General features: G+C 67.2%; 8 protein-coding genes. 5 read left to right on the forward strand and 3 right to left on the reverse strand.

Annotated features, from left to right (window positions below):
• Positions 1-105 precede the first annotated feature (105 nt).
• Positions 106-900 (forward strand): SAM-dependent methyltransferase, encoded by a 795-nt coding sequence (locus ACIHCQ_RS35975; RefSeq protein ID WP_399672214.1) that lies wholly within the window; start codon positions 106-108, stop codon positions 898-900.
• Positions 901-1663: 763 nt separating this feature from the next.
• Here the strand turns inward: ACIHCQ_RS35975 and ACIHCQ_RS35980 are convergent.
• The gene (locus ACIHCQ_RS35980) at positions 1664-2101 is read right to left on the reverse strand and encodes a hypothetical protein (protein WP_399672216.1); all 438 of its coding nucleotides are present in this window, start codon (positions 2099-2101) and stop codon (positions 1664-1666) included.
• Between the two features lie 466 nt (positions 2102-2567).
• Positions 2568-4031, reverse strand: coding sequence for a flavin-containing monooxygenase (locus ACIHCQ_RS35985; protein ID WP_399672218.1), 1464 nt, complete (start codon positions 4029-4031; stop codon positions 2568-2570).
• Positions 4032-4781: 750 nt separating this feature from the next.
• Between ACIHCQ_RS35985 and ACIHCQ_RS35990 the strand changes: the two genes are divergently transcribed.
• The 3 genes from ACIHCQ_RS35990 to ACIHCQ_RS36000 all read left to right on the forward strand — a co-directional run bounded on the left by ACIHCQ_RS35990 (position 4782) and on the right by ACIHCQ_RS36000 (position 7514).
• Complete coding sequence (locus tag ACIHCQ_RS35990; protein WP_399672220.1) at positions 4782-5477, forward strand: response regulator transcription factor; 696 nt, start codon at positions 4782-4784, stop codon at positions 5475-5477.
• Positions 5470-6585, forward strand: a complete 1116-nt coding sequence (locus tag ACIHCQ_RS35995) for a sensor histidine kinase (RefSeq protein WP_399672222.1) — start codon at positions 5470-5472, stop codon at positions 6583-6585. Before ACIHCQ_RS35990 ends, ACIHCQ_RS35995 begins: the two co-directional genes overlap by 8 nt.
• A 308-nt stretch (positions 6586-6893) precedes the next feature.
• Positions 6894-7514 (forward strand): hypothetical protein, encoded by a 621-nt coding sequence (locus ACIHCQ_RS36000; RefSeq protein WP_399672223.1) that lies wholly within the window; start codon positions 6894-6896, stop codon positions 7512-7514.
• A gap of 89 nt (positions 7515-7603) precedes the next feature.
• Here ACIHCQ_RS36000 and ACIHCQ_RS36005 read toward each other — a convergent pair whose 3' ends face one another.
• Positions 7604-8302 carry a VanZ family protein gene (locus ACIHCQ_RS36005; protein WP_399672225.1) on the reverse strand — a complete coding sequence of 233 codons (699 nt, stop codon included), beginning with the start codon at positions 8300-8302 and terminating at the stop codon, positions 7604-7606.
• Positions 8303-8331: 29 nt separating this feature from the next.
• Between ACIHCQ_RS36005 and ACIHCQ_RS36010 the strand changes: the two genes are divergently transcribed.
• Positions 8332-8472 carry a hypothetical protein gene (locus tag ACIHCQ_RS36010; protein WP_399672228.1) on the forward strand — a complete coding sequence of 47 codons (141 nt, stop codon included), beginning with the start codon at positions 8332-8334 and terminating at the stop codon, positions 8470-8472.
• The last annotated feature ends 199 nt before the right edge of the window (positions 8473-8671 follow it).

Consider the following 8671-nt stretch of genomic DNA (forward strand, 5'->3'; position numbering starts at 1 on the left):
GGGGGGCGGGCAGCACCTGGCTGGGCAGGCGGCACGCGATCGCCCGTGCTTGGCGCCGGAGAGCCTTAGATTGTGTGGTGACATCAGTCCAACTCGGGAGTTCCCATGAAGCATGACGCTTCGTTGATCAACGTCAGCGTCCCGCACTCCGCCCGGATCTGGAATTACTGGCTCGGAGGCAAGGACTGCTACGAGATGGACCGGCTTGTCGGCGATCAGATCCGCGCGATGAACCCCGAGATCGTCGATATCGCCCGCGCCCAGCGGGCGTTCCTTGAGCGCACTGTCACGTTCCTGGCCGGCGAGGCCGGCATCCGCCAGTTCCTGGACGTCGGTACCGGCCTGCCCACCTTCAACAACACGCACGAAGTCGCGCAACGCATCGCCCCCGAGACGCGGATCGTCTACGTCGACCACGACCCCGTCGTACTGGCACACGCCGCGGCGCTGCTCACCAGCACCCCCGAAGGCGCCACCGACTACATCGACGCCGACCTGCGCGACCCCGACACCATCCTGCGGGCTGCCGCCAAGACACTGGACTTCACCAAGCCCATCGCGCTCATACTGCTGGGCATCACCGCCCACATCACCGATGACACCGCCTACACCATCGTCGAGCGCCTGATGGACGCCCTGCCCCCGGGCAGCTACCTCGTGCTCTGCGACGACACCGAAGTCCTCAACCCGCGCGCGATGCGCGAAATGATCGACCAGTGGAACCAGGCGAGCGACAACCCGCGCATCAACCGCAGCCCCGCCCAGCTCGCCCGGTTCTTCGACGGCCTGGAGCTGCTGGACCCCGGCCTGGTATCGGTCTCCCGGTGGCGGCCCGAGAAGGCCGGATCCGGCGCACCCCCGGAGGTCGACGACTTCGGAGGCATCGCACAAAAGCTGTAGCCCAAACGTGAAGTCGCCCAGGAAGGGAACCGGCAGACGGCCTTATCCGTGGGCAGACCCATTTCCAGAGAGCGGCAACGCCACCTCTGGTCCGAGAGCCTGACGGGCTCGTGCATGACCGGCGGTGGCGCGTCGAGACTGCGATCGTTGATCATGGTCTGTGTGGTGGGAGCCGGTACGCGCAGCGATCATCCGAAGCCGGCAGATCACAGGGCTGGGGCCCGATGTGATTGCTGAACTCGCCGGCTCGATCGTCACGCGTGCAATCGGCGAAGTGCGACCGCTGTCGGCGATGCGCGGCTACGCCGGGGTTCGATGGCGCGGCGGCAGCGTTCTCCAGCAGGACGCCGATTGGCGGTAAGCGGTAGCGCGTCCAGGGTGACGACGGCGGGCCCGGGATCATGCCGCTGAGCGCACCGGCCTTCCGCATCCCGGGGGCGATCGCCGCACCGGCGTCCGTGTCCCCCATGACGAGCGCGGCCAACAGGGTGTCCGTCCCCACGGCCGCCGACTGGCGCCTGACCGCGCGGAGCGCAGTGTCTCCACGAACAGGTCCATGACGTCGGGCTCGAACTCTGTGGTCGCTCCGGCCATGGCCGTGGCGCCGGTGTGGGTTCCAGTCGTCAATCGCTGATCCATCGAACGTTCCCCTTGGGGCGCGGTGGCCTGGTGCGAACGACGCTATGCGGACGCCCCGGGGGACCGCGTCGGCCGACCGGCCACGCTCTCGGTCCGATCGGCAACAGCGTCGGGCCCATCCGCCTCACCCGGAGCCTCGCGCAAGGCCGGTGGGAAAGAGCAGCTCATGAGGGTCGATGTGCGGGCGGTGGGCCAGTCTCAGGAGGTAGCCGGACAGCGCCTCGCCCTCCAGCGGGTCCAGGCTCCGAGGCAATGGCCGGAGTTCGCTGACGTCCGGAATGCCAGGCATCAGCCGTCTTCCCGCCCTGGTCGTCGAAGACCTTGTTGCGGCCTTCCTGCGAGGCTTCTTCACCGGGCCCGGTTCGGGTTCGGGGATGTCCGGGATCTCACCGGCGGCCGCATCGCGGTCGGCGATGTTGCCGAGGCGGGTGGGGATCACGGACAGCAGCTCAGGGGGCAGTTCCTCGGCCCTCGACTCGATCGCCTCAGTGCAGCCGTCCTCGATCAACCGTTTGAGCAGGCGGACGATGCCGCGAGTGCGGCGGAAGAGGTACTCAGGCAACAGGCGGACGCGGGCCCCGGTTCCGGTTCGGCTGGTGGCTTCCCCGCGCAAACTCCGGTTGCTGTCCGCTGATGCTGATCGCGTCGAGCCTGCCAACCCCCTGGTGCGCGGGGGGCCAGGCAGTGAGAGAGACAGGCCCAGCCCAGCCGGGGACCAGGACACGCGGCAGCAAGGGCCGACCCGGGGTTCGGTGCCGGGCCCGCTGCCGATGAAGACCCCGATCGCCACATGGGCGGTAGGCGTCGACATGCGGAACGGCTGTCACCGACTGTCAGCGTCCGGCCCCACCGGCTGCCACGGCTCTCGTCGGCAGTCCGGGCCGGCCATCGGCCCTGACCTTGCAGACAAGCAAGTCTCGGTTCACGGCGGTACTCACCGATGCTGACGCCGTCAACCCGCTCCTGCGTGCATGCCTCGGCAGGTCAGCGGGGGCTCGCGTGGCGTCGGGCCGCTTCATGCTCCGCGTTCATTTCGCCGAACTCGATCGAGTCAGGCCCGCGTAGCGGTGTGCGACTCCGCCGGGAAGCAGGTATTCGGCCAGCAGGTTGCCGGCGCGGCGGGATGGCAATCCCATGTCGTGCAGGAGTTCGTCCGCGCAGTGGATGTCGTAGGGGCCGAAGTCGTAGCCGCCGGAGCCTGGCAGCACCTGCTCCTGCCAGGCCAGGCGAGCGTCGATGGCCTGCCGCATCTCCTGCTCGCCCGGGGTGGTGCGCAGCGTCGCCCGGAAATAACAGGTCAGCCAGTGCGCGGTGAGCTCCACGCCCATGATGTTGTTGAAGACCTGCCGGAATCCCACGAATCCCAGCCGGTCGGCGCCGGGTGGCACGATGCCTCGGTAGAGCCGCAGCCGCCCGGCGGAATCGTGCACTCGCACGCTCGAATCCAGGAACGGGAAGACTTTGTGGTGGCCCGTGGCGAACACGATGACATCCGCCGCCACTTCCTCGCCGGTCGCCAGTCGCAGCCCCTTGTCGGTGTACGCCTCGACAGCACTGATCTTGGGGGCGATCAGGCCGCGGCGGATGGCCCGCGCATAGCCGCGTGGCATCACTCCCGCGTGGGCCAGGTGGAAGGGGAGCGCGTGAGCGGGCCGCAGCTGCCTGGGCAGCCGGTACAGCCCGGTGGAAATCAGCATGTCGCGGGTGACGAGCCACCACAGAGCTCGCTTGACCCGCTCGTCGATGCGGTCGATCGGACGGACGCAGGCCGGATCGTGGTAGCGGGGCAGGAGCGCCTCACCGATCCGGGTGAACAGGATCCACTTGTAGCCGACCAGACCGAGCAGGAGCCGCTCGGGGATCATCCAGTTCACCTTGCGCTGCACGATGGTGGCCGAGGCCGCCTCGCGTGCGGCGCGCGTGATCAGGTCCAATGCGGACTTGCCGCCGCCCACGACGACCACGCGCCGGCCGGCGAATGTCCCGGCCCGCACCTCGTTGGAGTGCAGCACGGTCCCGCGGAACAACTCACGCCCGGGCAGCTCGGGCAGTTGGGCATGATGATGAGCCCCACTGGCGACAACGACGTAGTCGAATGTTTCGCGATGAACCTCCGCCGCCTTGTCCCCAGCGGGCCGGGATTCGATCAACCAGCCGGAGGCGCCCACCCGCCCGGGCCCATCCACTGGCCGGATGGAGATCACCTCGGTGCCGGGTCGGACGCGGTCCAGCACACCGAAGGTCTCGGCGTAGTTCTCCAGGTAGCGTTGTGTGTCCACCGCACCGGCGAAGTGCAAGCGGTTGGGCAGGTCCGCGAACTCGAAGAGACGAAGCGCGGCCTGGTTGGCCAGCCCGTCGTAGCAGCCCTCTGCTGACCAGATCCCGCCGACCTGCTGGTACTTGTCGAAGACCGTGACGTCAAAGCCGTTCTCCAGCAGCACCTTGGCGGTGACGATTCCGCCGGGGCCGGCCCCGACCACACACGCTCTCATCAGCTGCCACTCTCCTTGGGAGATCGCCGCATCCAACTCACTCATCATCCCGGTTGCGGACCCCCGTGCCCAGCGCATGGCCACAATGCCTGAGGCATCAGAAGCCGTTTCTCAACCAATCTTGGAACGTGCGGTCCTGTAGATCTGGCACAGCCCGTGCTCCGCACCATGCTTGGACAGCCACGCCGTCGCATCGGAGCGCCCGATGTCTACCGCCTCCCCGACACGTGAGGAGACGTCGCCGCGGTGGCCACCCATCGGGCGGCCTCGTCTTCAGACCCGTACTTGGAGACCGCCTCGCGAAGAATCTGATTTGGTACGCCGGGGAACGCCGGCCGCTAGTGACGTAGAACTCGACTCCGTCGTCCGCGGCATCCGTTGCAGCCTGGCGGAGGGCCTTGAGCAGACCTGGATCGAGATTGGCCACAGCCGGAATCGCGTCATCGAAGACAGTCACGCTGTCGGGGACGACACCGTCAGCCTCGCCGAGCGCACCACGGTGCTCACTGCGAAGAGTATTCGAGGGTGATATGGCCGAGGGGGACGAGGACTTCGGCACCTGGTAGCCGAGGGCTGCGGTGCTATGACGACTATCAGGCCTGCGACAAGGAGCCGGCGAATCCGGCGGGTCGTTGTTCGTGCTGATGGTGGGGTTCGAGTCATCCCGCCAGTCAAGACAGCGCGGTGTTGCCGGCACGTCTGTGGTTTTCCATATGCCGACGATATGCGCCGGCTCGTAGCATCGAGGGCATGCGTGTGTTGATCGTCGAGGACGAACCCTATATGGCGGAAGCCATCCGCGATGGCCTACGCCTGGAAGCGATCGCGGCCGACATCGCCGGTGACGGCGACACCGCTCTGGAACTGCTGAGCATCAACGCCTACGACATCGCCGTCCTCGACCGAGACGTCCCCGGCCCCTCCGGCGACGAGATCGCCAAACGCATCGTCGCCTCCGGCAGCGGCACGCCGATCATCATGCTCACCGCAGCCGACCGGCTCGACGACAAGGCCTCCGGGTTCGAACTCGGCGCCGACGACTACCTCACCAAACCGTTCGAGCTTCGAGAGCTCGTCATGCGGCTCAGGGCGCTTGACCGCAGGCGCGCACACAACAGGCCACCCGTGTGGGAGATCGCCGGTCTGCGCCTGGATCCGTTCCGCCGCGAGGTCTACCGGGACGACCGCTACGTCGCGCTCACCCGGAAGCAGTTCGCCGTGCTCGAAGTCCTCGTCGCTGCCGAAGGCGGTGTCGTCAGCGCCGAAGAACTACTGGAACGGGCGTGGGATGAGAACGCAGACCCCTTCACCAACGCCGTGCGGATCACGGTCTCGGCACTGCGCAAACGCCTCGGCGAACCCTGGATCATCGCCACCGTGGCCGGCGTCGGCTACCGCATCGACACGCAACCAGAGGCCGGACACGAGGGAGGCGAGCGTGGATAGAGCACCTGGGTTGAGCGTTCGCCTCAAACTCACCCTCAGCTACGCCGGATTCCTCATGCTTGCCGGCGTCCTGCTGCTCGCGGCGGTGTGGGTGTTCCTCCTGCGTTACGTCCCCGAGCGTGCGCTCATCGTCCCGGGATCCACTGGCACCCCCACTCATGATGTTTTTCCCGTCCGGTCCAACCTCCTGCACGTTTTCGCTCCGAGGGCAGCCGCAGTGTTGGTATTCCTGCTGGCGTTCGGCCTCGTGGGAGGATGGATCCTCGCCGGCCGGATGCTCGCCCCGCTGACCCGCATCACCGACGCCACACGCATGGCCACGAACGGATCGCTCTCCCACCGAATCCGGCTACCGGGCCACAAAGATGAGTTCCGCGACCTCGCCGACGCCTTCGACACGATGCTCGCACGGCTCGAAGCACACGTCGCCGAACAGCAGAGATTCGCAGCCAACGCCTCTCACGAGTTGCGCACCCCGCTCGCGATCTCGAAGACACTTCTCGACGTGGCCCGCACCGATCCGAACCACGACACCGGCGAAGTCATCGACCGCCTCCACGCCGTCAACACCCGGGCGATTGACCTCACTGAAGCATTGCTCCTGCTCAGCCGCGCCAATCAGCGGTCCTTCACCCGAGAACACGTCGACCTGTCCCTCATGGCGGAAGAAGCCACTGAAACGCTCCTCCCCCTGGGGGAAAAGCATGGCGTCACCATCGAAACCTCCGGCGACATCACCCCCGTGATCGGATCGCAAGCCCTCCTCCTGCAGTTGACTACGAACCTTGTGCAGAACGCGATCGTCCACAATCTGCCTGAACAGGGCATCGTGTGGGTGAATACCAGCGTCCGCCCCAACAGTGTGGTGCTCACTGTCGAGAACACTGGCGAGAATATCTCCCCACAGCTGGCCTCGACACTCACCGAACCATTCCAGCGCGGCACCGCGCGCATACACGCCGACCACGCAGGCGTCGGCCTCGGCCTGGCAATCGTCAAAACCATCACCCACGCACACGACGGAACACTCACCCTCACCCCGCGCTCTGCCGGCGGGATCCGCATCACGGTGGAACTACCCGCGACAGCCCCGCACACCGACAGGTAACGAATCAGGGAATTGATGCGCGGCCACCACAGTAAATCTGCGACAAGAGCACTGAGAGCAGGGGCCTGAAATCCCCATGGCTTCGATTCCGACGCCGTCTCGGAGTATTTTCGACTCTTCTTCGTTTGCGTTTGATGACAGGGGCGGCGGGTGTCCAATGAACCCGGACATTCCGGGGCCTCGCGGCGGCACGGATCCAATCAGAACCGATGGCGGCTGATGACAGGGTTGCTGACAGCTAGGGTCGGATCCCGCTCCAGCGCCCGAAGTTCGGCGAGCTGCTCACCTACGCGCGGCCGGGCGACACCGTGCACATCTCCGAGATGTTCCGCCTGGTGCGAGGCACGCAGCACATCCTCGACGTGCTGGACGTCCTGCACCAGGGCCGCCTCGCCCTGCGCATCCACGACGGCGCGTTCTCCGCGATGGACCTCACCGCACGCCACCCGCGCACCGGAGAGCTGTTGTCCACCGTGAAGTTCATGGTGCAGACCCTCGCGGCCGCCGGAGAACTCCATCGGGACCTCCAGCGGGAACTGACCTACGACGGGCTGCGGGCCGCCGAGGCCAAGGGCAACAAGGGCGGGCGCCGCCCGGCCGTCAAGGACGAGAAGACCGACGCCATGCACGCCGCGTACCTGGGCGGCCAGACCATCCCCGGCCTCGCCCGCGAACACGACGTCAGCCGCGGCGCCATCCGGACCGCCGTCGCCGACCTCATGCCCGAGTACACCGCTGGCCACCAGGACACCCCGGCCCCGGAACTGTCGGTCACCCTCGACATGCCGGGCAAGGTCGCCGAGGTCCACCGCGCACTCCTCGGCCGCTGCCGGCCGCTCGACGCCGCCTCGGCGATCCCGGCACAGCGCAAAGCCCGCCGCGAATATGCGAACCGCTTCAACGCCCTTGCGGCCACCAGCGGACCATGATCGATCTCAGCGCCAACCACGGTTCCCTGTGCGCCTCGGCCACCACCCAGGGCCGCTGACCGGCGTACCGCGGGCGGCTCAGCGTGCCGCTACCGGGCCGATCGAGGTCGGTCCGACGACTCTCCGGCCGTAGCGCACCACCAAAGGCGCGACGCCAGCGCGGCCAGCCCGGCGCCGGCGGTGTTGAGCAGTACGTCGTCCACGGAGGACACCCGGTTCAGCCGCAGGACGTACTGCGCGGCCTCGACCAGGACCGAGCAGCCGGCCGCGAGCGCCAGGATCCGCGGTACCGACGCCAGCGCCGCGAACCGCACCGGGGCGAGGAACCCCAGCGCCGCGAACACCAGCAGGTTGCCGACGATCTGGAACGTCGCCCCGGCGGCGAGGACCGCGTGCAGGTCCCGCAGCGGTACCAGGCTCACGACGGCGCCGGCCTCGTCGCCCGGCAGCATGATGATCCAGACCCACGGCACCGTCCCGTAGACGATGCCGACCTCGGCCAGCGACATCCGCCACGCCGACGTGATGCCGGCGGCACTCCGACGGCGTGCCAGAGCCCACACCGCCAGCGCGGCCAACGGCATTGCGGCCACCGTGATGAGTGCCACGCCATTGAACGTACCGACCCAGACGTGCCATTCCGGTCTGTGCATCGGCATGGACAACATCTTCAGTACCGCGTCGACCGGGCCGAACGCAGCGATCGCTACAGCGAGGATCGCCAGACTGACGATCACGATCCTGCGCGTACGACGGGCTGGGGCTGACAGTGATGCGCTGTGGTCCATGCCGCCATGGAAGACGGAAGACTGTTGCCGTGGCGTATGCGATTTTCGATACGCCCGCGATACACGGAATCCCCGGCATCAAGGAAGCGGCGCAAGCCGGCAGTGAGACGGTCCCGCCGCTGGCGATCGCGACAGCCCAGCTACCGCAGGTGCTGATGGCCGGATCGTAGAAGCCGCCTGCCCAGTTGTCGGTCGCGCGGAACGCGTATGGAGTACGCATGGCGCGATCATGACGGATCAGCAGCTGGACCGACATCCCATCACCTTGCCCGGAGCGGGTCCTGAACGATGAGTCCGCGCTGCTGGAGCTGATCGGTGACGTCCTGGCGCTGTCCGAGGAAGCGCTGTGGGCAGTGGACATCAACCACG

This window comes from Streptomyces sp. NPDC052236, assembly GCF_044548015.1.
Taxonomy (GTDB): Bacteria; Actinomycetota; Actinomycetes; order Streptomycetales; family Streptomycetaceae; genus Streptomyces.

Coding starts and splice junctions, on each gene's coding strand:
- ACIHCQ_RS35975 (WP_399672214.1), top strand. CDS start 106: ATGAAGCATGACGCTTCGTTGATCAACGTCAGCGTCCCGCACTCCGCC.
- ACIHCQ_RS35985 (WP_399672218.1), bottom strand. CDS start 4,031: ATGAGAGCGTGTGTGGTCGGGGCCGGCCCCGGCGGAATCGTCACCGCC.
- ACIHCQ_RS35990 (WP_399672220.1), top strand. CDS start 4,782: ATGCGTGTGTTGATCGTCGAGGACGAACCCTATATGGCGGAAGCCATC.
- ACIHCQ_RS36005 (WP_399672225.1), bottom strand. CDS start 8,302: ATGGACCACAGCGCATCACTGTCAGCCCCAGCCCGTCGTACGCGCAGG.